Annotated in this window: 16 protein-coding genes and 1 pseudogene; 7 read left to right on the top strand and 10 right to left on the bottom strand. The window is 67.9% G+C overall.

Annotated features, from left to right (window positions below):
* Positions 1 to 5: 5 nt before the first annotated feature.
* The 5 genes from ACRSBM_RS26985 to ACRSBM_RS27005 all read right to left on the bottom strand — a co-directional run bounded on the left by ACRSBM_RS26985 (position 6) and on the right by ACRSBM_RS27005 (position 6916).
* Complete coding sequence (locus tag ACRSBM_RS26985) at positions 6 to 1151, bottom strand: hypothetical protein (protein ID WP_434447286.1); 1146 nt, start codon at positions 1149 to 1151, stop codon at positions 6 to 8.
* A gap of 96 nt (positions 1152 to 1247) precedes the next feature.
* On the bottom strand, positions 1248 to 2378 hold the full coding sequence (locus ACRSBM_RS26990) for a hypothetical protein (protein WP_434447288.1): 1131 nt from the start codon (positions 2376 to 2378) through the stop codon (positions 1248 to 1250).
* A gap of 106 nt (positions 2379 to 2484) precedes the next feature.
* Positions 2485 to 3636, bottom strand: a complete 1152-nt coding sequence (locus tag ACRSBM_RS26995; protein ID WP_434447289.1) for a hypothetical protein — start codon at positions 3634 to 3636, stop codon at positions 2485 to 2487.
* Positions 3637 to 4123: 487 nt separating this feature from the next.
* The gene (locus ACRSBM_RS27000) at positions 4124 to 5689 is read right to left on the bottom strand and encodes an RING-H2 finger protein (protein WP_434447291.1); all 1566 of its coding nucleotides are present in this window, start codon (positions 5687 to 5689) and stop codon (positions 4124 to 4126) included.
* A gap of 102 nt (positions 5690 to 5791) precedes the next feature.
* A complete protein-coding gene (locus ACRSBM_RS27005) occupies positions 5792 to 6916 on the bottom strand; it encodes a hypothetical protein (protein ID WP_434447293.1) in 1125 nt (374 codons plus the stop codon).
* Positions 6917 to 7073: 157 nt separating this feature from the next.
* Here ACRSBM_RS27005 and ACRSBM_RS27010 point away from each other — a divergent pair, with 157 nt between their 5' ends.
* The 3 genes from ACRSBM_RS27010 (at position 7074) to ACRSBM_RS27020 (ending at position 11629) form a co-directional block, all read left to right on the top strand.
* Positions 7074 to 8369: a sigma-70 family RNA polymerase sigma factor gene (locus ACRSBM_RS27010; RefSeq protein ID WP_434447295.1), complete on the top strand. Its 1296-nt coding sequence runs from the start codon at positions 7074 to 7076 to the stop codon at positions 8367 to 8369.
* Between the two features lie 266 nt (positions 8370 to 8635).
* The gene (locus tag ACRSBM_RS27015; protein ID WP_434447297.1) at positions 8636 to 9295 is read left to right on the top strand and encodes a discoidin domain-containing protein; all 660 of its coding nucleotides are present in this window, start codon (positions 8636 to 8638) and stop codon (positions 9293 to 9295) included.
* 1494 nt (positions 9296 to 10789) lie between these two features.
* Positions 10790 to 11629 carry a PrsW family glutamic-type intramembrane protease gene (locus ACRSBM_RS27020; RefSeq protein ID WP_434447299.1) on the top strand — a complete coding sequence of 280 codons (840 nt, stop codon included), beginning with the start codon at positions 10790 to 10792 and terminating at the stop codon, positions 11627 to 11629.
* On the opposite strand, the gene ACRSBM_RS27025 is transcribed toward ACRSBM_RS27020, so the two are convergent.
* From ACRSBM_RS27025 to ACRSBM_RS27035, 3 genes and pseudogenes are all read right to left on the bottom strand, one after another.
* Positions 11626 to 12078 (bottom strand): hypothetical protein, encoded by a 453-nt coding sequence (locus ACRSBM_RS27025; RefSeq protein WP_434447301.1) that lies wholly within the window; start codon positions 12076 to 12078, stop codon positions 11626 to 11628. The two genes, ACRSBM_RS27020 and ACRSBM_RS27025, sit on opposite strands and share 4 nt — an antisense overlap.
* A 172-nt stretch (positions 12079 to 12250) precedes the next feature.
* On the bottom strand, positions 12251 to 15490 hold the full coding sequence (locus ACRSBM_RS27030; RefSeq protein WP_434453228.1) for a DUF7507 domain-containing protein: 3240 nt from the start codon (positions 15488 to 15490) through the stop codon (positions 12251 to 12253).
* 36 nt (positions 15491 to 15526) lie between these two features.
* Positions 15527 to 15880 (bottom strand): annotated as a pseudogene (locus tag ACRSBM_RS27035) (DUF7507 domain-containing protein); the annotation flags it as partial.
* 283 nt (positions 15881 to 16163) lie between these two features.
* Between ACRSBM_RS27035 and ACRSBM_RS27040 the strand changes: the two are divergent.
* Positions 16164 to 16907 carry a hypothetical protein gene (locus tag ACRSBM_RS27040; RefSeq protein ID WP_434447302.1) on the top strand — a complete coding sequence of 248 codons (744 nt, stop codon included), beginning with the start codon at positions 16164 to 16166 and terminating at the stop codon, positions 16905 to 16907.
* Between the two features lie 83 nt (positions 16908 to 16990).
* Here the strand turns inward: ACRSBM_RS27040 and ACRSBM_RS27045 are convergent, their stop codons facing one another.
* Positions 16991 to 17707, bottom strand: coding sequence for a glycosyltransferase (locus ACRSBM_RS27045; RefSeq protein WP_434447304.1), 717 nt, complete (start codon positions 17705 to 17707; stop codon positions 16991 to 16993).
* A 155-nt stretch (positions 17708 to 17862) separates the two neighbouring features.
* Here ACRSBM_RS27045 and ACRSBM_RS27050 point away from each other — a divergent pair, with 155 nt between their 5' ends.
* On the top strand, positions 17863 to 18297 hold the full coding sequence (locus ACRSBM_RS27050) for a GNAT family N-acetyltransferase (protein ID WP_434447307.1): 435 nt from the start codon (positions 17863 to 17865) through the stop codon (positions 18295 to 18297).
* Between the two features lie 203 nt (positions 18298 to 18500).
* Here the strand turns inward: ACRSBM_RS27050 and ACRSBM_RS27055 are convergent, their stop codons facing one another.
* Positions 18501 to 20081 (bottom strand): D-arabinono-1,4-lactone oxidase, encoded by a 1581-nt coding sequence (locus tag ACRSBM_RS27055; protein WP_434447309.1) that lies wholly within the window; start codon positions 20079 to 20081, stop codon positions 18501 to 18503.
* Positions 20082 to 20431: 350 nt separating this feature from the next.
* Between ACRSBM_RS27055 and ACRSBM_RS27060 the strand changes: the two genes are divergently transcribed.
* Together ACRSBM_RS27060 and ACRSBM_RS27065 are read left to right on the top strand one after the other, a co-directional pair.
* Positions 20432 to 21328, top strand: coding sequence for a hypothetical protein (locus ACRSBM_RS27060; RefSeq protein WP_434447311.1), 897 nt, complete (start codon positions 20432 to 20434; stop codon positions 21326 to 21328).
* A 354-nt stretch (positions 21329 to 21682) separates the two neighbouring features.
* Positions 21683 to 21868: a hypothetical protein gene (locus ACRSBM_RS27065; protein WP_434447313.1), complete on the top strand. Its 186-nt coding sequence runs from the start codon at positions 21683 to 21685 to the stop codon at positions 21866 to 21868.
* The last annotated feature ends 105 nt before the right edge of the window (positions 21869 to 21973 follow it).

Below are 21973 nucleotides of genomic sequence, written 5' to 3' on the forward strand. Positions count from 1 at the left end.
ACTCACTACAGCGGGTCGAGGTCGAGAACCTGCCTGGCGGCGTTCATCTGGTCCCGCAGGTAGTAGTTCTCCGTGCGCTGCAACGACAACTGCCACATCACTTCATCGATCTTGGCGAGGTTGGCGGTCACGCCGTTCTTCTCGTCCTCGATCTCCTCCAACATCGCCCGCGCGCGTCTTCTCCGCTCCTCGACGGGATCGGCTGGGACAGGCCTCTTCAGGTACTCCCACATCTCAGCCAGGAAGTCGTTGAACACGCGGATCTCACCGGCCGTGGTGAACCACGTCGTGTCTCCGAGAGTCTCCCGCACCGATCCAAGTTCGGGCACGGGTATCTGCGCGCACGGTGTCTGCATCAACGTCTCCCACGCCGGGAGCACGTCGTCCTCCACACCGAACGCGACTGCCCTGCAAGCGTCGGTCATGGCGTCGACGTGCCGGGCCGCGTTCCTCAGCTGCGGGTCGACCGCCGTCACGAGCGTGCCCACCGCCGCCCTGCGCTGGGCGTTCCCGATGACGAACCCGGTGACGACGTCCATGGCGTGCACGAACCGCGCCAGGTCGTCCGCACTCGGCTGAGCAAGCTCGCCGAGCTGTTCGATCAGGTCCCGGTACGCGTCCACGCCCTCGGTCAGGTTCCTCCCCGCCGCCTCGACGAAACCCCGCATGTCCTCGTTGATCACCGTGGGGATGGTCGTGTCCACCAGGTCGGGCAGTCGGTCGAGCAGGGCCTCGACCAACTCCACCTCCACTGTGTCCACTGCCTGTACCGGTTGCGCCGGGGCCTGCTCGCCCGGCAGCGGCTGCCCGGAGTACGACATCCAGGCATGGCCGGGGTAGCGCACGTAGGTCTGCGAGCGGTCGACCGCGAAGGCGACGTCGAGCAGGTCCGCGCTCACGTTCAGCGCCTCCAGGTCAGCGCGGGAGTAGGCGCCGCGGCAGAACGGGCAGCTGATCGACTGGGACAGCCTGCCCACCTCGTAGTCGGGATGGCTTTGTGTGGGCTTCGGCACGGTCGATTCGCGCACCATCTTGGTCAGGCACGGCAGGCACGCTTGCTTGCCGCAGCGGTGGATGACCAGAAGTTGCGCCTTCGGGTCGTAGCAGAAAATGCACTCCGGCACGTCTTCCTGCTGGTTCGGCATCGTCAACGGGTACCTCCTGGGCGGGAGTGGGCCGTACTCCGGCGATTCTCGCCGCGTTCCGTCGCGAGGGGCGTGCCCAAACGGGCATTCCAACGCTCCCCCTCACACCGGGAGGACCGCGTCGTCGATTCCCAGGACCTGACGGGCGAGGGCCACGCGACCGCACAGCGCGGCGTCTTCGTGGCGCACGAGCAGGCAGTACCAGAGCTTGTTCTCGAGCGCTTCGACACAGCCCAGGAAATCGGTCTCGGTGAGGACGCCGAGCACGGCCCGCGCCCGCGTCCGGCGTTCGGCGACCGGGTGTGCCTCAGGCAGGAAGGGCGTCCCGGTGACTTCCGCCCAGACGTCCGCGACGCGGTGGTTCACCGCCTCGATCCGCGCGGCGAGATCGAACCACCACGTGCCCTCACCCAGGCTGGCAGCCACCGACCGCAGATCCGGCAGCGGTATCCGCACACACGGCGTCTGCGTCAGCAACTCCCAGGTAGGAGGCAGTTCGTCCGCAGTGACCGTGGTGACCTTCTCGCACACGAGCCGCATCGCCGCGAACGACTCGCGGCACGCGGCGGCCATGCCCTCGGGATCGGCGCCGGCCACGGACGTCACAAGGTCCACGACCAGCTCTCTGGCCTGGCACAGCACCGCGATCCGCTCGGTGACGGCGTCGGCCTCACCGAGGAACTCGTCAACCTCCCATCCGGCCGGTGGCGGCAGTGCCTGCACCCTGGTCCCCATCTGCTCGATCAGGTCGCGGTACCGGCGAACCTCCGCCGCCAGCTCGGCGCCCACGTGCTCGATGAAGCCCGTCGCGCGGCTGAGCGAAGGGAAGTGGTCCAGCTCCAACGAGGGCACCTCGTCGAGGATCAGGGCGAGAGGTGACGGCTCGTACGGCTGCCAGTCCTGCCCGGCGTAGCGGACGTAGGGCCGGGAGCGGTCCACCGCACACGCGATGTCCAGCACCGACGCTGACACGTTCACCCGTTCCAGGGCCACGCGGTCCAGCTCACCCCGGCAGAACGGGCAGGTCACCCCCGCAGGCAGCTCGCCCCAGTCCCACTCGTCGTTGCTCACCACCGCGTTGACCGTCGGCACGGCCGACATGAACACCACGTCTTCCAAGCACGGCAAGCAGGACCGCTGTCCACAGAGGTCGATCACCACCGCCGGTCTGCCACCGGCGTACAGCTCGCCGCACAGCGAACACCACCCGTCTTCACCGTTCGGCGCTGCCAACGGGATCCTCCTCGACGAGAACCGGCCCACGTTTGTGATCTTGGGAGGATCGTCGCCGGAAGTCCTGCCCGTACGGGCACCCGCGAGGTTCGAGCCTGTCGCGTGCCTATCCGAGGGCAGGCAGGCCGAACAGCTGTCTTGCGGTGGCCATCTGCTCGTTCAGGTAGTTGTTCTCCCGGCTCACCGTCTCGGCGTGTTTCAGCACCTGGTGCAGTTTCCGCGCGCACTCGCCGAACTCGGTCTGCGCGATGCGCGTCGCCGCACCGTCCGCGCGCCGCCGTCGCTCGTCCACCGAGTCGGCGTCGGGACCGAACGGCTTGGTGGTGATACGCCACACCGACTTCAGCGCTTTGTTGGCGTTGTCGATCTCACTTGCCAGAGCGAACCAGCTCGTATCGGATCCGAGGACCGCGCTCAGTGGGCTGAGGTCGTGCACGGGCAGCACCGCGCACGGCGTCTGCATCAACGTCTCCCAGGAGGACAGCACATCGTCGCCGTTGCGCAGCACCGCCTCGCACGCCCCTCTCATGTCCACGAAGGCGTTCGCCGCACCGATCAGATCGTCGGGCGAAGGCAGGAGGAACAGGACCTCCGCGCGGTGCCGGCAGAGTTGGAACACCTCCCTCGTGACCTGCTCTACGTCGGGTACGAACCGCGCCGCCCAAGTCTCCTCCGAGCCCACCGGCATCTCCGCGAGGCTGTTCACCATGTCGGCCACCAGCCCCTGGTAGGTCCTCAGGGACACGACCAGCCGGGTATCCGCCTCGACGATCAGCCGGACGCCGTCCGCTCCGGCCAAGGCGGGAAGTTCACCGTTGTCGATCCTCGGCAGCCGCGAGAACAACGCTGTGATTCCGTTGTCGTCGTCGTTCTCATCGTCTTCGCTCTCGTCACCGGATTCGTCTTGGATCTCCCAGGGGCCATCACTCTCGTAGCGGACGTACCAGCGCGTGCGATCGACAGCGAAGGCGGCCTCGATGTCGTTCGGCGGCACCTGCGACGCGTCGAGCACCTCACGTGTCAGCGCACGGCGGCAGAAAGGACAGCGGATCTCCGGAGGCAGCCTGCCGAGCTCATAGCCCAGCCCTACGCCGAGAACGGGTTCGACGGTCGGCGTCGAACCCGTCCTCACGATGGAGACCAGGCACGGCAGGCACAACAGGCGTCCACACTCGTCGAGCGTCCTGACCGGCCGCCACTCGTCGGACGTCTCCGCGCACAGATCGCATCGCGCGACGACATCATTCGGCTGGGTCATCGGTCCTCCTCGGCGCACAACACGATTCCGGGCGATTGTCACCACGGCGTCCTCCCGCACACCTGCCCGAAGAGGCAGTCCGGCGGGGCGTTGTCATCGGCGCTCGCGTGCGACGCGCAACCGGCACCTCACGTTCGACGCTCGCCCGCTGACCGCGGCCGGCGTCCCGGCCACCGCGATTCCCAGCGCTGCCCGGCGGGTGGTCGGCGCTGAAGTCGTCGGTCATCTGCCACCGGGCACGGCGCGCGTGTCCATGCCGGACATCAACGCCATCAGGAGTCACCAGATCGACGAACGCGCTGCCACCGGCGTCCACATCGAGGCCGATCACGGCGACGCCGAGATCCCGGCCGTGACCGCGAACGTCAGCTCAAGGGCGCCCGTTCACCGACAACAACAGGCCACCGCCGGGCCGCGCGAGCACAGACCGAGGCACCGCACGCTGATCCTTTCGGCGCCGGCGCCGGATCCCGTCATGCCGGCCGGGTCACGCCTCGCCGACGTGAGCCATCACCGCGGCGTGATCGTCCTGGAGAAGCGCCGAGTACCGGATGAGCGGGGCGAGTTCCGCCTTCGCCGCAAGGGAGATCTGCCTCAAGTGCGCCACCGTCAAGGCGACCTGCCCGCCATCGGGTGGTGCGGCGGCTGACGCCAGGGCGTCGGCCATCTCCCCCACCGCCGCGAGGAGGATGCTGAGCTTCGGTACCACGTACGCGAGCTCATCGTCGAGTTCGGACACCAGCCTCAGGCCAATGCGCACCTGTTCCAGCCGCCGCTCGAGACCGGCGCGCTGGCGGTCGACTTCTCCGAGTGCCATGACGTCCCCGGCAACCACGGCCGTCCACCAGTCCTGCACGGTCCCGATGACGGCGTCGAGCGTCTCGCCCCAGGACGTGAGGTCCTGCGTCGCCACCACACCCAGCAACTCGTCGCGACGTTTGACCGCGCGGCGCACCTCCTCCGCGGCCGCCGCGCGACCGTTCGCCCGTGCAGCGCCGTACCTGCCCACAGAACACCGGACCTCCGCGGCCGACTCCCGTCCGGCAGGCGTGTCCGGCCAGGCCACGTACAACGTCTGCCGCTGCTCCGGAGGGAAATGCTCACGGACGTAGGGTCCGTCGGCGCCGTAGCGAGCCGGAACCTCTTCGAAATCCGGAGCGTGGTCGTCCACGCTGCTCATTCCCAGCGCCGCCGAGTCCACCGGCTGTCCCGCGCGGCACTGCGGACACGTACCGCTCACGGAGAGCCACGCCTGCACGCACGTGTCGTGGTAATGGTGGGCGCACGCCAGCCTGCGCACCATTCCCTCCGACAACGACTCGCAGCAGATGGCGCAGGCCGACTCGGCGATCCGCGCCAGCTCCCCGGCCGGACGCACCAATGCGGTGTGCAGCGCCACCGCGCAGTCACGCAGCTCGGTCGCGTCGTCCCGCAACCCCACCACCTCGGCCAGCACGGACGTCGACAGCCGGTCGGCTTCGGCCGCCCACACGCGGGTCTGCGCCACCACCGCCGCCAGTGCCTCACGCACCTGTTCCTGATCGGCGGCCTCGGCCAGGCCCACGTCCGTGGGCCAGTCACCGGGAAGCTGACGCAGCACGTGCAGCGCTTCGAGATCGGCTGCGGCGGCGGTGCGGCCCTGAGCGGTCAGTGCCTCGGCGACTCTCTGCGATCCAGCGAGGACGGGCAGGCCCCACCGCCCGAACACGACGTCGAAGGAGAGCAGCATGTTCTCGACCGACACGTCGCAGTCGAGCACGACCGCGAAGTGCCCGACCCGCTCTGCCTTTGCGCGCAGCTCGTCGCACCACTCCCCCAGGGCCACGGCGAACCCGTCGAAACACCTGCCCAGCACGTCCGAGTTCTCGTGCAGCACCTGGTTGTGCCGTGCCACCTCGTCCAGCAACCGCTGCGCTTCGCCGACGGAGACTCCACGTTCGCCGACCACCGCGTTGTACGCGGCCGTGGCGTCGACGAGTGCCTGCCGCTCAGAACGAAGTGATGCGGCCGTATAGATCACCGGCCATTCGGCAAGATCCATCTGGAAGGGCATGAAAACCTTTCTCGTCGTACCGGGCGGTCTCTTCGCCGTTCTGTCCCGGTGGGAACAGGCGGCAGGCGAGGTGGTGCGCCGCCGGGTGACCGGCGACCGGGCTCATACCGGCAGCGCCGCGGGGTGCGCCAGACCGAGAACCTCACGGGCGTACGCGATCCGGCCGGTGATGTGCTCGTTCTCCTGCCGCATCACCACGCAGCACCAGAGCGTGTTCTCCAGGTCCGCCATGCACGACCGCACGTCGCTCTCGTCGATCGCCCTCAGTGTCAGGAGAACGTGCTCGGTGTCGCTCTCTCTCGTCCACCCCTCCGCCTGGGCACGCAATGCCGTCCACACCTCCGCGAGATACGCGTTCGTGGCGTGGATGCGTTCGGAGATCTCGAACCACACCGACGTCTGCCCCATCGTCTCCCGCAGGGAGAGCACGTCCGGCACCCACACCTGCAGGCAGGGCACCGCGGCCAGGGTGGCCAGCGCGCCGGGCAGCTGCTCTTCCACACTGAGCTGCAGCTGCATGCAGGCGGAGCGCATGGCACCGAGACCGTTGTGGTGGGCGATCGCGACGTCGTCCGGGTTCTCAGCCCCCGCCACCAGGAAGCGGTCCACCACCTCCGAACGGGCCGCGCAGAGCGAAGTGATGCGGCACGTGAGCGCGTCGAAGTAGACGCGCAACTCCTCGATCTCGGACTCGTTCAACGGCGGCGAGATCTCCATCGACGCCCGAAGCTCCCGCACCGCGCTGTTGTAGGCGTCGAGTTCCCCGCGTAGCGCCGAGTTGACCGCGGGCATGAACACGGTGTCGCCGCCGTACACCGCGGGGAGCACTCCGTCGTCCATCAGCGGCATCTGCTCGGCCTGGGCGGTGAAAGGCCGTGGGACATATGCCTGCCACGCCTGCCCCGCGTAGCGGTAGTAGTGGTGGGAGCGGTCCTGAGCGAACGCGGTGTCGAGCAGGTCCCTGCCGATGCCGAGGCGCGCGAGGTCCGCCTGGTCGAGTTCCGCGCGGCAGAACGGGCACGTCACCCCGGCGGGCAGCTGTCCCCACTCGACCTCGTCGTCGCTCGCAGTGGTCACGACCGTCGGCACGCAGGACTGCCGCACCAAGTTCTCCAGGCACGGCAGGCAGGTCTCCGCGGAGCACCGGGGGTCGACGCGGACCCTGGGCCTGCGCTCACCGTACGGTTCAGCGCAGACCAGACAGGTCAGTTCGTCGGGCGTGGTCAACCGGTACCTCCACAGGATCGCCGCCAGTGGCTCGTCACGGATTGTGGACCGGTGCCCACTCGTCACACGTGCCCGAAAGGGCATCGCCGAGGTGCGTAAGCGGACAGCGAGTCGCTTGTGTGCACTCCGGAGAACCGGCATCGGCGACGAGGTGATGATGTCCACTGCAGATCTGGTGAGCGAAGCGCACGAACCATCCGACGCGGAGCTGATCGCCGCGGTGCGAGCGGGCCGCACCGCCGCGTACGGGGTGCTCTACCAGAGGTACGTGGGAGCCGCCCGCCGCACCGCCGCGGCGATCGGCTTCAACGGGACCGACCGTGACGACCTGGTGGCCGAGGCGTTCACAGCGACGTTGCGCGCGTTGCGGCGTGGCGCGGGACCTGCGGACTCCTTTCAGCCTTATCTGCTGCGCGCCGTGCGGAACCTCGCGATCAACCACCGGCGCTCCGCCGCGAAGATGATCCCGCACGACGACGTGGCGTTGCTGGAGCAGCCGCTCGAACAGGCCGACCCGGTGGTCGAGAAGTGGCACAACGACCTCGTCGCCCGTGCCTTCAGCACGTTGCCCGAACGGTGGCGCCAGGTGCTGTGGCACACCGAGGTGGAGGGCAGCAGCCCCACCGAGGTCGCCGAGGTCATCGGCGGCACGGGAAACAGCGTCGCGGTGCTGGCGTTCCGGGCCCGTGAAGGACTGCGGCGGGCTTATCTACGGGAACACCTGCCAGAGGTCGAGGACCGCCGTTGCCGCGCGGTCATCTCGAAGCTCGGGGCGTACGTCCGAGGCGGCACCCGTGCCGGGGACACCCTTCGCGTTCGGACACACCTCGATGAATGCGCGCGATGCGCCCAGCTGGCGGCCCAGCTCGACCAGCTCAACCACGGGCTCAAAGCCGCGCTTCTGCCGGCGGTGCTGGGTGTTCCGGCATTGACGTCGTCGGTGTTCGGAGGCACACATGGCACATACGCAAGCGTTCTGGGCGCGATGAAGACCGCTGCGGTGGCCGCGCTGGCCGTGACAGGCCTCGCGGTCTGCGGGGGTGCGGCGAAGGTCGACTCCGCTCAGCCGCCACAGCCCCGCGCACAGGCCGTGGCCGGTTCGACCGCCGAACCGGTTCCCGGGCCTCCGGTGAGCAGCGTGGCCGACGACTCGCCGGGGCCCGGAGAGGTCCAGTCGACAGCTCCCTCTCTCCCTCCATCCGGAACGCCGACGAGCGCGATGGCGCCGACCACCACAACCAGCCAGCCAGTACCGCTGGCGAGCACCGGGTCGCCGCCGCCGGTCACCCTGACAGCGCAGGAGGAGACACAACCTGCCGAAAGCACAACAACGACAACAACAACGGAGGTGGACACATCGACGCCGACGCCAACCACGACAACACGGCCGTCCTGCTTCCTCGTCATCGAGACGCCCGGCGGCCCGCTCCTATGCCTGCCCAGACATCGTTGAGGCCCAGTGGCGAAAGGGCAGTTCCCTCTCGGGCAGGCCATGTTCCCCAACTGCACGGCATCCGAGGAAGCCGCGACCTCCGCTGTCTGAGCACGCGTGTCGCCGAACGAGGACGGCCGTGAGCCCAGTGCTGCCTCCAGCTTGCGGCTGCCGCCGTGCGGCCATCAGACCCTGCACGCCGGGCCGGGGAAAGTGTTGTCCCATCCGCGTAAGAAAACCCTCCGAGCGGTGTGTTCCGTGCTGACACCGACCAACGGGAGACAACCGTGACAATCATCGCAAAGGCCATGTCGACTCGTGTGCTGACCACCGCGGCGGTCATGATCAGCGCTATTGGAGGCGCCGCGCTCATGACGGTCCCGGCCGTGGCGGAGCCCGCGTCCGCACCCGTGATCACCATGTCCAGTTCGATCGAGAACTGGGGCTGGAGCGCACGGCACCTCGTCGACGGGCAGACCGGCTCCGGACCGGAAAGCATGGGGTGGAGCAGCGCCGGACACGACCAGGCCACCGCGAGCGAATCGCTCAGCCTCTCCTGGTGGACACCGCGCACCGCCGACCGGCTACGCTTGTATCCTCGGCAGGACGCTCCCGCAGGTGTGATCAGCGCGGGATTCCCCCGCGACTTCACGGTCAAGGTCCTCACGGACGGGGGCGGCTGGACCACCGTCGCCGACGTCCGTGATCTCGCGCCGCCGGCCGGCGGGACGCCGTTCGTCGTGGAGTTCGCCGCGCTGAACGTCCGGTCCGTGCAGATCGACATCACGGAGCTAAGCCCGGTGCCCGAAGGAGACCAACTCGTTCACCGGGCACAGTTCACCGAGGTGACACTGGACACCGCGGGCAAGACATCACCGGAGACGGGCGGGTACTGCGGCGGTGTTTTCGGCCAGCGCTCGCTCGCTGTCAACCGTCAGCCCTGCTGACTGCGCGCCTCGGACCCTCCCGTGCGCCGGTACGGCCAGCGGGAGGGTCCGGTTCCACCATGGATCGCCAACTGGCGGCAGAGTGACCCGCGTCACGACCGCGGTCAGATCCGGCTCAACGTCGACAGTTCCTGGTCCTGGCGAATCGTGGCGATCTGACCGAGCGCGTACCCACTCTCCTCGCGGATCATCCGCACCTGTGCCTGACTTCCTCAACAATCGCGATCAGGTCACCGGCCTCCAGCCGGTTGAGCTCCGGTCAGCACCTCTCCCGCAACGTCCTCGCCTCCTCCAGCCACCAGCGGCCGAGCCGGTTCTGCGAGCTCCTCCAGTGGTGTGCCAACGTCTCGCTGGATGACGCGACCCGCATGGCGAGACTGAACCACTGCGTCTGTTCTCCCAGTACGTCCAACGCGGCGACGAGAACCGGTACCTCTAGCTCGATGCAGGCTCTAGCAGCTCGCTGGCGGCACGCGAGGAGTCGCCCGTTGCGACGTGTGCCCTCGGCAACGGCCGCACGCGTCGCTTCCATGATGCCCGCTGCATCTGCCAGTGCTCGCGGGTACCGCCGCGAGGAGCAGGTTCACAAGGCCGGCGCGATCGGCGCAGACCAACAAAGTTCGAGCAACGCGGCAGCCCGACCTTTCTCATCGAGGCGAAGAAGGCGCAACAGACGGGCCGCGCAAGCACTTCGAGCGCACAGGCCGATCTTTCGACCGCGATGACATCGAGGTCGCCACGCGTACAGAGTGCCGCACCCGCAAGGAGTTCACGACGCTGCCTGGCGTCGCGGTGCCGGAAGGCCGGCTCGGTGAGGTCGTCGTGCTCTCGAGGGACAAGGCGGTCCTGAGTCCGCTCTGGTTGCACACGCCGCCCTCCGACGACCACGCCATCGACATCACCCGGAGGTCGAGTCGATCGAGGAGGCGCCCTGAGCACCACTTCTGGGTCGGCGAGGCACATCTGGCAGCCGAAGCTGTGGGACTTCTGGTTGTACCCGGCGTTGACCGCCTTCTGCTTCGCCCTGATCATCGACGAGGTCACCGAGCCGGTACTCACCATGCCGGGCGTGACCGTGTCGGTCGTACTCGCCACAGTTTCTGCTCGGGCTGGTGATCGTCTTCGTTGTGCTCAGGATCGTCCTGCTCCATGCCACTTCCACACCTCTACTGGCCGCGAGCCTCCTCTGGGGATGCCTTCGTCGCCGCCGGGATCGCCGGATTCGCCAACGGACACATCGCCGAGCTGCTCGCGGACTCGTTCGGCGCGCCGTTAGGCGAAACATGGACACCTCCGGTCGCCGGTGCGTCCCCAAGGAATGGATCAAGCCCTTGAGAGTCGTCTTCATCATCCACAGTGGATGACCGTTCATCCACCGGCCGATGCAGGGATTCGTGCTGGGAGCCTTCACCGGGCAGCTCCACAGCGTGGACGCCGACGACGCCGGCGTTGTGACCCTGGCTTCCGCACGCTCGTGGCCGGGACGTCACACGGATGTACAGCGCGCTCTGCGGCCTCGGCGTGGGCTACGCGCTGACCCGTCCCGACAGATCCATCAGCCGACGCCTGGCCGTGGCGGTGTCGTCGTGCGCGCCGGCGTGGGGCTTGCATTTCCTGTGGAAGGCCGGCGCCCCGGGTTCCGATGCCGCGGCCGCCGCACAGGTAGTGCTGAAGGTGGTCGTGGTCGCGGTGGCCATCGTCCTGGCCTACCGGCGCGCCATGTGGCCGGAATGGCAGTGGTTCACCTCGGTGGCCGACGGTGAGCGGGCCGAGATCCTCACTGCCGAGGAGGCCGTGTCGCTGCGCATTCGCGAGCTACGCCGCAAGGCGTGCAAGGGACTGCACGGAGAGGAAGTGGATGCGTCGCCGCCAGCGCGCACAACTACGCCCGATTCCGATGGTGGGGTTCGACGAGGCTGTGGCCGGGAAGTACCGCGCCCCGATCATGCACTCGAATCCCCACGCACGGGACGAGGCACCGAGCGCTGCGGCCACACGGTGAACGGTTCATCGACCGACCACTCACGTCCGCCGGAGCACGTCGGAGCACGTCGGAGCCGTTCTGCCCCACCAGCGAACGACTCCGACGTGCTCACTCTCCCTCCTCCCGGGAGATCACGGCTCGATCGATGGGCCCAGCGAGTCGCGTGTGGACGGTCGTCGACTCAGCGCGGTCGTGGTGCCCGTAGTGGTAACCAAATCGAACCTGCGACACGCCTCGGCTTGCGCCGCGCTGCCCGGCGAGGTGGCCGCAGGCTTCAGCCTGCACCTGCAATGCTTGCCCTTGCAGCCTTGTCACCTGAGCGTCGGCCACCGGATCGGCCCACGTGCTAGAAGCGGTACATCGGGATGCAGATCGTCTTGATCTCGCCGGACCCGTCCCCGTCCAGCGAGTCAGGGTCCGCGAAGGACGTGGCGACCAACCCGTGGAGGCAACCGCCCTGCGGACGCGACTTCGCCGGCTCCTGGCGAACCTCGGCAACGTGCTCGTCCGGCCGTGCGCTCTCGTGCTCTGCCTTGGTAGCAGGGCTCGCCGCCGTCGCGTACTCGGGCTTGTACTCGGGCTTGTGGTCGTTGTTCTCGGGCTCTCGAAGGAAGTCCTCGTCTGAGGCGTACACCTCGTGACTCGAGGGCGCTTCGTACTTGGAGTAGTAGCCGTAGTCGTCCCCGAAGCTCTCCTCGGGCGAGGCGAGGGCCGAGGACGTTCCGAGAACCGAGCCCAGGCCGAGCGCGAACATCGCGCCGGCGGTGATGGCGAGAACGCGTGCGTGGATCTTCGTCATGTCTTCCCTTTCGTCGCGGTACCCCTCGGCACCTACCCTCTACACAAGCGGGCTGCGCATCCGTTACGCCGATTCGCCGAGAACCAAAGAGAAAATTCGAATCGCATGGGCTGGAGACGACAAACCGGCACACCCTCGCGCGAGGCGAGGGTGTGCCGGTGCGCACCGTCGATCAACGCCGACGGCGCGATCCCACGATCGCGACCGCGCAGACACCGATCAGCAGCAGACCGAGACCCGCGACCCCCAGACGCAGCAAGGAGAACGACGTTCCCGTTCTGGCCAGCGACCCGATCCCGTCCGCGAAGGAGAGCGTGGACGGGGTGGCTGTGGCAGGCCGCAGGGCGGTTGCCGCCGGCGTAGGTGGCTGCGGTGTGGCGCTCTCGCCGGGCGCGGGTGGCTGCGGTCCGGCACTCTCCCCGGGCGCAGGCTCCTGCGGTGTGACACTTTCCCCGCGGTAGTGGGACAGGTCGGAGTCGCTGACAACATCGGCCGCACCGACCGCGGCGGCCGCGACAACCTCGACAGCGCGCCGTGCGGTGACCGACCCCGTGTTCACGTACTGCCCGGCCCGCGCCGTACCGGTCGCGGTGCACGTCATCGCCTCCCCTGTGGACAGCGCGCGTCCGGGACAGACGATCACACCCTCACGGTCGTCGACGACGGCGATGTCCGTCAGGTCCACGCCGCCGGTGTTCGTGATGACATAGGTCCACGTCACCGTCGAACCCGTGGTGATGCTCGGGCCTGGTGCGATGTCGGCGTCGTGCCCGTTCGTCGACTTCTCGATGTCCACGGCGGCGGCTGCGGTCGCCGTGCCGAAGTGATGTGCCGCATCGGCATCCGTGACCGGCGGAGCACCGGGCACCGGCTCACCTGCCAGATCCGTCGGCAGGCCCACGACCTTCCCGATGTTCGCGTACGGTCCCACCTCCACCGTGCCGGTCAGGGTGCAGGTCATGGATTCCGTCTCGGCCAGCGAGGTCCGCGGGCAGGTGATCACGCCCTCCGGCTCGTCGGTCACCTCGACGCCGGACAACGGGGTGTTGCCGGTGTTCGTCACCACGTACGTCCACGTGACCACCGAGCCCGCCGGCACCGGTGGGCCCGAGCCGGTGTCCGCGTCCTCCCCGTTCACCGCTTTCTCGATGTCGATCCCAGGCGAGGCGCCCCGGTGATGCGCGGGGTCGGAGCCGGACACGTCGGGTATGCCCCGCAACGGCGTTCCAGTCCCATCGACCGGAGTGGCGACCACGGAACCGATGTTGACGTGCTGGCCAGGTCGCGCGGTCGCGGTTCGCGAGCACGTCATGGACCTGCCCGCCGCGAGAGCGGTCGCGGGACAGTCGATCACTCCCGCCTGGTCGTCGGACACCACGAGTTCGGCCACGTCGACGTTGCCGTTGTTCGTCACCACATACGTCCACGTCACCGCCGATCCGGCAGGGACGAACGGACCCGTGGGCACATCAGCGTCCTGAGCATTCACCAGCGTCTCGAGCACCAGCGATCCTGCGACACCGAAGTGGTGAGCGGAATCGGTGTCGGTGACGACGAGGTTTCCCGCAAGCGGCGCGCCGGTGGCATCCGCCGCGACTCCCTGGACCGAACCGACGTTCATGTAAGGACCGGCCGCGGCGACGCTGGTCAGCTCGCAGGTCATCGACTCCCCGGCGGCCAGAGTCGTCCGCGGGCAACGAACCTGTCCCTCCCGGTCATCCGCGACCGCGATGTCCGCCAGGGTCGTGTTGCCGGTGTTCCGCACCGAGTACGACCACGTGACCGGATCCCCTGCGGCCACGTGCGGGCCGCTCGACGCGACGTCCGCGTCCTCCCCGTTCACAGACTTCTCGATGTCGACACCGGCAACAGCACCGAAGTGGTGAGCCTCGTCCACATCGGACACAGGAGCTGTGCCCGGCAGCGGAGCCCCGCCCGCCGACGCCGGCGACGCCGTCACTGTTCCCCTGTTCCGGTAGGGACCAGCCTGCACCGTTCCGGTCAGGGTGCACGTCATCCGCTCGTCCTGGTTCAACGACGTGCGTGGGCAGGGAACCGCGCCCTCGCGGTCGTCGGTCACGGCTATCGCCGTGAGCGGGGTGGTGCCCGTGTTGGTCACCACGTACGTCCAGGTCACCTGACCGCCGGCCGTGATGGCCGGGCCCGGTGACGCGTCCGCGTCCTCGCCGTTGACCAGCTTCTGGATGGCGACGGAAGGAGCAGCGCTCTGGATGCCGGTGTAGTGCGACACGTCGCTGCTCGTCACCTGAGCCTGACCGGGCATGGGTGAACCGTTCTCATCTGCGGGAGTCGCGCTGACCACACCGGTGTTCGCGTACGGGCCACTTCGTGCCGTGCCCGTGTGGGTGCAGGTCATCGACTCGCTGACACCGAGGGCGTTGCGCGGGCACGTCACGACGCCTTCCCTGTCGTCTGTCACGACGATGCCGGCCAGCCTCGTGAAGCCGGTGTTGACGACCTCATAGGTCCAGGTGACCTGGCTGCCCTCGGCGATCTCCGGTCCGGGCGCGGTGTCCGCGGCGACGCCGTTCGTGGCCTTTTGCAGACGCACGGACGCCGAGTTGATCCCGTAGTGGTGGGCGGTGTCCGAGTCGGTGAGCCGGGGTACGCCGGGATAGGGCAGGCCCGCGTCGTTGGCGGCGGTCGCGGTCACCGTGCCCACGTTGCGGTACTGCCCCGGTCGCACGGTGGCCGTGTGCGTGCACGTCATGCTCTCCCCCTTGGCCAGCACCGGCTTCGGGCAGGTGATCGCGCCTTCCCGGTCATCGCTGACCTCCACGCCGACCAGGTTCGTCGCGCCGGTGTTGGTGACGACGTAGCTCCACGTCACCAACGAGCCCACCATCACGAGCTGTCCGGGCTCCTTGTCGGCGTCCTGGCCGTTGACGAGCTTGTTCAGGTCGATCGACGGGAGCCCTGGTGGCTGTCCCGCGTCCGTACCCCGGTAGTGGGAGAGATCGGTGTCCGCAACGGCGGCGATGCCGGGCAGCGGGGCGCCGGCGGCATCGGCGGGCGTACCCGACACAGCACCGGTGTTCCGGTAGAAACCCATGCGGGTTGTGCCGGTCCGCGTGCACGTCATCTGCTCGCCCGCGGACAGCGACGAACGCGGACACGTGATCGTCCCCTCCCGGTCATCGGTCACCTGAAGGCCCACCAGGTTCGTGTCACCGGTGTTGCGCACGACATAGGTCCACACGACCATGCCGGGCACCACCAGCTGCGGTCCCGGTTCCTCGTCCGCGTCCTGGCCGTTGGTGAACTTCTCGACATCGACCGCCGGACGGACTCCCACGTGGTGTGTCAGGTCAGAGTCCGCGACCGGAGCGCCACCAGGCAGCGCCACGCCATCCGCGTCAGCAGGCGTGCCGGCAGCCGAACTCGTGCTCACGTGCTGCCCTGCCCGCGCCTCATCCGTAGCGGTGCAGGTCATGGAAGCGCCAGGAGCCAACGTCGTCCGCGGACAGCTGACCGCGCCGGTCCCGGAATCCGTGACCACGACGCCGACCAGGTGCGTGCCGCCGGTGTTGCTGACCTGGTAGTGCCACGTCACCTGTGTCCCGACCACGAAGTATGGCCCGGTCGCAACATCTGCGTCCTGACCGATGACAGTCGTCTCGAGGTCAATGGCCGCCCCATCTGCCGCCGCCTGTGCGACGTTCGTCAGTGGTCCCATCGCCAAGCTGCCGGCCAGCAACAGCAGGGTGGCGAGCAATGCGAGTACCGCACGACCGCCTCCCGCCCCGCTTCGAGTGCCCTCAGTCGGACGCACCGCTGTCATCGCACCTCTCCCGTCCGGTGGTCTTGGCGCGCGACACGCCACACGCCTGACGCAGATCCAGACACCCGTGACGCAGTTGCATTACGGCAACAGCAGCCGCTGCCGTCGCGCCGTCCCTGGCGCGCGACTGTGAACTCTGCCCCCACGGCACAGCCTCCGCGGCTGTCCTGCCCACGATCACCGCCTGGACGGTTTCCCCTCCGGGCAACCGGTGAGAACGCGGTCGCGGTTTCACTTGGTGGTGACCGCTTGTCCGTCTGCCCCGGCAAAGGACGAAGATGCCATGATCCCCTCGACGCGCCTCACCGAGTTTCCGGTGATCCTCAGCGACCTCGGCCCGCTGCACGCCGTCCCCGAGGTGCTCGGCGACCACGTCACCGCACTCACGCACGCGGTCGGCGTGTACAACCAGGTACGCAACGCCGTGGTCGACCGTGTGAGCGGCGGCGCGGAATCTGGCGCAGGCCACAACGATACGTACGGCCAGTACCTCAGCGAGGCGTACGCCGACGTGCTCGCGAAATGGCGCGAGTGCGGCACTGACGTGTTCCTGGAACTCGCCTCCCTGCACGGGACCTCATCGGTCGCCGACTGCCACGCCGCTCACCTCGACCTGATGAGACTGCTGGACGCACTCCGCTCCCCCGACGACGCGATCCACGCTCCGGCGCGGGAAACGCTGCGGTTCTGGCAGCAGGTGGACCTGAAGCTGCCGTTCCCCGACATGCACTCCGGGGCAGGCCGCCCCGGAGAACCGGGCTTCGTCGCGCACTACCGCCAAGCCAACGTCGTCATCGAGCGGCTGTGGACCATGCTGAACACCGACCTGGCGAACAAGAGCGCCGACGTCGTGCGGGAGGAGGCCGACGCGGTGGCTGTGCAGCTGGAGGGCCTGGAGGTCGAGGCCCTGCTGGCCGGTCTGCTCGATGTCGCCGCGCGGTGCGCGGCTGCGCAGGAACAGCGCCAGGCGCTGCGGCGCGAGCTGGCCACGATCTCGGACTGCGTGCGGCAGCTCGCAACCTCCTGAAGACGGAGCACACATGAGGAAGGCGCCGCACAGCGTCATCTGAGGGGCCTCCCCCACCGCACACCCCCAGGGCGGTTGTCACATCACGTCGGCTCACTCGCGCGGCTTCGGTGACGGGAGTCGACCAACGCCCTCACCATCTGCCGGGTGTATCGCACGTAGGCCTTCACGAGGCCTTCGCGAAAAACGTTGTTCGAGGTCTCGACTTTCGGTTGTCTCAGGTGCACGATCTCGCCGAACCTGCACAGCCGCATCGCCAGCTCGGCGTCCTCCACCGCGTCACGACGCACGCTGAACCCACCCGCGGCCTCGTAGCACGAACGGCGCACCGCGAAGCTCGCTCCAAGCAGCGTGTGGTGTCCGAACAGGACGCGGTAGATGCGCACCGCGAGCGCCATACCGATCCTCATCGTCACGTTGGTGATTCGGGTGCCGTCGTTGATGTAGCTCGCCGTCGTGACCGCCGCCGCGGACGGACGCGCCAGCAGTTGGTCCACCATCGACTCGACCCAGCAGTCCGGCACCACGGTGTCGGCATCCGTGGACAACACAATCTCGGACGTCGTGAGCTCGAAGCCACGCCGTCGCGCACTTCCCCGGCCTGCGCGGGGCTCGTGCACGACCAGCAGGTCCAGTTCGTCCGACCAGGAAAGCGCAACCTCGGCGGTCGCATCGGCCGACGCGTTGTCCACCACGATCACGTCGAACTCGTATCTCGTCCGCTGCACGCAAAGCGCTTGCAGGGCACGGCCGACGCGCGTCGCCTCGTCGCGCGCAGGGATGACCACCGAGACCTTCATGTCCGTCACCGGGCCGCTTCGCGAAACCGGCGGGGCCACGCCGTGCGAGATCGCCGGCAGGCTCCGCGGACAGTGGCCGGTTCTGCCCGTTCGGGAAACTCGTGCACTGCACCAAAGGGAAGGCAAGGGCCGCGGTCCCGATCTACGGTCGTGCCATGTCCGTGCTCCGCCGTGCCACGCGTGACGATCTGCCGCTGCTCCACGAGCTGATCCAGGAGTTCTACGCCGTAGATGGTCACCACTACGACCGCGTCGTGGTGGAAAACGCGCTTCTTCCGCTGCTCACCGACGACCTGTTCGGCGAGGTGTTGCTGTTCGACTCCGGTTACGCCGTGGTCACCTGGGGCTATTCGCTCGAGTCCGGCGGCAGACACGCGTTGCTCGACGAACTCTACGTCCGGGAACGCGGACGCGGTGTCGGAAGTCGCGTGATCGAAGAGCTGTGCGGGCGGTGCGCCGCCAGGGGCGTCGACCGCGTCATCCTCGAAACCGAGCGCCACAACGACAACGCGCGCAGGTTCTACTCCCGGCACCGGTTCGTGGCCGAGGAGTCGATCTGGTTCAGCAGACGGCTGGACCAGCGGCGCTGAGAGCTGCTCACCGAGGATCTGCAGCACGCGCGCTACCACCACGAACAACATCGCTTTGCAAGCAACCAGCTGTGCACAAAGGTGCGGCGGCCGGCAGTACCGCACGGCGCTGTGACTCTGCGAAGCCGTCGACGGGGTGCAACCGCCGGCGCAAGCGACCGCGTCCGGATCGTGTCGCCGGAGGTTCGTCTTCGATCGGGTGTTCATACCTGCTCCAGCAGGGAACGGGTGAAGGTGCTGCCGAGCCGTCCGTCCGGGTCTGCCTTCCGCATCACAGCGAGGAAGTCGTCCCAACGCTCGAAAAGCCGCGGGAAGTCGTAGAGTGCAGGTGTGAAGTGTTTGCCCCAGTGAGGTTTCCCGCCCTCGGCGGCCAGCAGCTCCTCCGCCTCCCGAAGCGCGCTCATGGCGTCGCCGGGTAACGAACCGTCGACGGCGCGGTAGACGACGAAGCCGTAGTAGCACGACGGTGTGCCGTGTGCGGGGCTGAGCCACGCTCCAGAAGCGCCCGTCGCACGCACGATCACCGGGTAATGGAGTTCCGGTCGCCGGCGGTCGAACCAGCGTCGCAGCGCCTCCTGTGCCCGGTGGAAGCGTTCGAACGGCAGCGCGACCTCGAGGTTGACCTGGGCGACGGGGATCCCCTTGCACAGCAGCTCATAGAGATCGCCCGTGACGTCACGGAAATCCATGAACCTGGTGACCGTGCGGAACTGGTCACGTGTCGGGTCGGTGGTACGGGTGTGGCGTTCCATCACGTCCATGGTGGCGAGCACCGTTTCGTTGAGACTCCGGTTCTCGCGGGTCAGCTCGACCAACTGATCACCGCTGCGGTGGAAGCGCTCCTGCTCGTGCGGGGCCGCTTCTCTCACGCGCCACACATGCCCATTGCGTTGCTGCGGGAACCACCAGGCCTTGCAGAACTCGTACCGCTCACTCCACTCCGGAAAGCCGCCGAGGAAGTCCTCCTCTCCCACAGCGATCTTTTCGCACGTGTGGACGGTCCACGGCACAGTGCGCACCTCCAGCTCCGTGATCACACCCAGGACGCCGAGATGCAGCTGCAGCGCTCCGAACTCCGGATCGCCCCTGCGGACCACGTGCGGTACGCCCTCCACGTCAACGAGCCGCACCGACTCGATCGCGTCTCCCAGCGTGCTCTGCCGCATTCCCTGGCCGTGTGTGCCGGTCCCGATCGCGCCCGCCAGAGTCTGCATCGCGATGACACCCGGGGAGCAGTCCATCCGCCTGCCGATCGACCGCAACACCGCGTGCACGACTTCCAGCCTGGTGCCGGCACGGAACGTCGCCGTGTCGGCACCGAGTTCCGTCAGCCCTGACATGCGGGTGACGTCGAGCAGAAGCCCAGTGCCCGCGTGCACAAGTCGTTGCCGCGAGTATCCGCCGCCCAGCACGGTCATCGGCGAGGCCCGGCTCCTGCTGAGGACGTCACACAAATGATCTTCCGACGCGACGCGCACGATGCGGTCCGGTGACGCAAGAGTCGACCGAGGCGTCCATTCCTCGGGCACGGAACTGGAGCGTCCGCTGCCTGGCGGCGGCACCGCGCCTCCCGCCCAAAACCGATCAAGCTCGTCCCGTGCGCATCGACCCATACCCTCAGGACCACGAATGGAGTAATGCCTTGCGGGCACTGAATCAATTTGGATGAATTTTCTCCTCGTTCTCCCGGACCAGGCCCTTCCACGGTCGTCGTTCCACGCCTGGCGGCCAGCCGGGGCAAAGCTGCTCGAACGAAACGAACGCTGTACGGGGCCTGTCAGCACGTCCGCCCTCGGCGACACCACTGCGTTCGCGTCGGTCTCGCGGCCACCAGAGTGACGACGGCCTGGCGCGCGCGAGGTCTGAGCACGCTCGTGCGCTCACAGTGACCTCGCGGTTTCCCTCTCGGACACTGAACTCGGCGCGGGCCACGGCCTAGCCTTCCCCCGTGTCCACTCCAGACTCCCGCTGTGGGCGCTGCCTGCAGAACTTCGGAACCTTCAACGAGGTCGCCGCGAGGGGGAGGAGCTGCGGCGGCACGTTCTGCCAGAACTGTGCGGAGGACGTGCTCGTGCACTCCTGCACACCGGTCGCGGACAGGATGCGCGGTACACGTGCTCACAACGTCGGCCGGATGCCTCCCGCGGTTCTGTGCCCGGTGTGCTCGGAAGAACTGGCGGTCTCGGACTTCGAGCACGACCGAGTCGACGTGCGCCTGATCACCACCGCCTACACGACCGATCGCCGCAGGTTCTACATCAGCACGCCCGCAGGTGGCTGGTACCCGCTGACAGGCTTCCAGGTCGCCACGCTGCACGCACCGCGCATCGACCTTTCGATCGCGCAGACCGCGTTCGCCGATCCACGACCGATGCCGGAGCTCCTGAACCACATCGTGCTCACCACCCGGGCGTACAACGAGGCGCTCGGTCACGACGACACGTTGACCGCATCGCCGACTGCGGCCACCCTGCTGCCCGGACGCTTCGCGCAACTGATGTCGGCGACGTCGGTCGCGATCACCACCGCACTCGGGGTGATCAACGCAGTCGAGGAGCTGCTGGCCAGCCACGGCGATCCCGAGCATCGCAGGGCAGTGCTCGAGGTGGTCAACCTTTGCGATGGTTTGACACGAGCCGACGAGCACACCGTGACGGGGACCAGCCTTCTGGTGAACGCCACACCATGCATCGAGCTCGGCGGTCGCTGGCTCACCGATCGTGTCACGGGTGCCGGCGACGGTGCGTGGCATCGGCTGAGCACCCGAATCGCGTCGCTCGACACAGCTCTGAGCGATGCCTGGGAACAGGCACAGATGACATCGCACAACTGGAGCCCGGGCGAGGCCCGCGCATCGGGCGCGATGTTGCTGGGTCTGCTGGGCGAGGCCGCCCGGCTTCAGGCGGAACTGACTGGCTGGCAGAGCTGGGCGACGGTGGTGCGAGGGGAGCTCGGCCGGCTCGAACTGCAGGTGGAGAAGGCGCAGATCGCTCTGGGTCTGCGAGAAGCACCCAGTGCAGCATTCACGTGAGGCATGACGGTTCCTCGTGAGTACGGCGGCGGAAGGCAGTCCGATGTAGCCACGGCAGCCGCACGCGCGCACCAACGAGACCTGTCATCTCCTTGGGCCGAGACGCCGGTCGCGCCGTCGCCGGTGGTCCCGGCATCCGCCAGGATGAAGTCCGGATGCTCGTCGCCACGGCTTCGTCAGCGTGGTGTTGCCGAAGAAGCGCTGGTCCACCGTAGACATCGCTCAGCTCGGCCCGTCGGGCGACAGGACCGGCGGCGACTTCGATCAGGGCACCGGCGTGCCTCGAACGACGTCGACGACGCGAAGAACATGTGGGAATCGTCAGCACCACCCGCAACCGCCGTGCACACGGCCGTGCGGGCCCTCGCCGGCACGGAACCGTCCGACGCGCTCGTCTGCTTCTGCCACACCGTCGCCGAGAAGATGCCTGTCCGGGAAATCGAAGCGAGCTACATCGAGATCACCAGCACTCCCGCGGCCGCCGCCTCACTCGATGCCTCTGTCGCGAGTTTCCCGATCATCAAGCGGAATTCCCGCTGAACGACATAACGGTGCCCAGCATGACCGCACTTTCGGGCAACCACCGTGCATCAGTTGATCCGGACGACCGACTGACACAGCGTAGGGAGGCGCCACTAGTTGAAC

The sequence above is a fragment of the Lentzea xerophila genome, assembly GCF_051094245.1.
Lineage (GTDB): Bacteria > Actinomycetota > Actinomycetes > Mycobacteriales > Pseudonocardiaceae > Lentzea > Lentzea xerophila.